Raw genomic sequence first — 273 nt, 5'->3', positions numbered from 1 at the left:
ATGGTCGACGACGCCGAGCTGCTCGAGCTGGTCGAAATGGAAGTGCGCGAGCTTCTCTCGAAGTACGACTTCCCGGGCGACGACACCCCGATCATCAAGGGTTCGGCAAAGCTGGCACTGGAAGGCGACAAGGGCGAGCTGGGCGAAGTGGCCATCATGAACCTGGCCGACGCACTGGATTCGTACATCCCGACGCCGGAGCGCGCTGTCGACAAGCCGTTCCTGATGCCGGTGGAAGACGTGTTCTCGATCTCGGGTCGCGGCACGGTGGTG

At 63.0% G+C, this 273-nt stretch carries 1 pseudogene; it reads left to right on the top strand.

Annotated features, from left to right (window positions below):
* Positions 1-273: pseudogene (tuf, locus tag A9762_RS03955) on the top strand (elongation factor Tu); the annotation flags it as partial.

The sequence above is a fragment of the Pandoraea sp. ISTKB genome (assembly GCF_001721285.1).
In the GTDB taxonomy this organism is placed as follows: Bacteria; Pseudomonadota; Gammaproteobacteria; order Burkholderiales; family Burkholderiaceae; genus Pandoraea; species Pandoraea capi.
The sequence above is the reverse complement of the archived record's forward strand: the minus strand, read 5'-3'. Positions and strand labels throughout refer to the sequence as shown.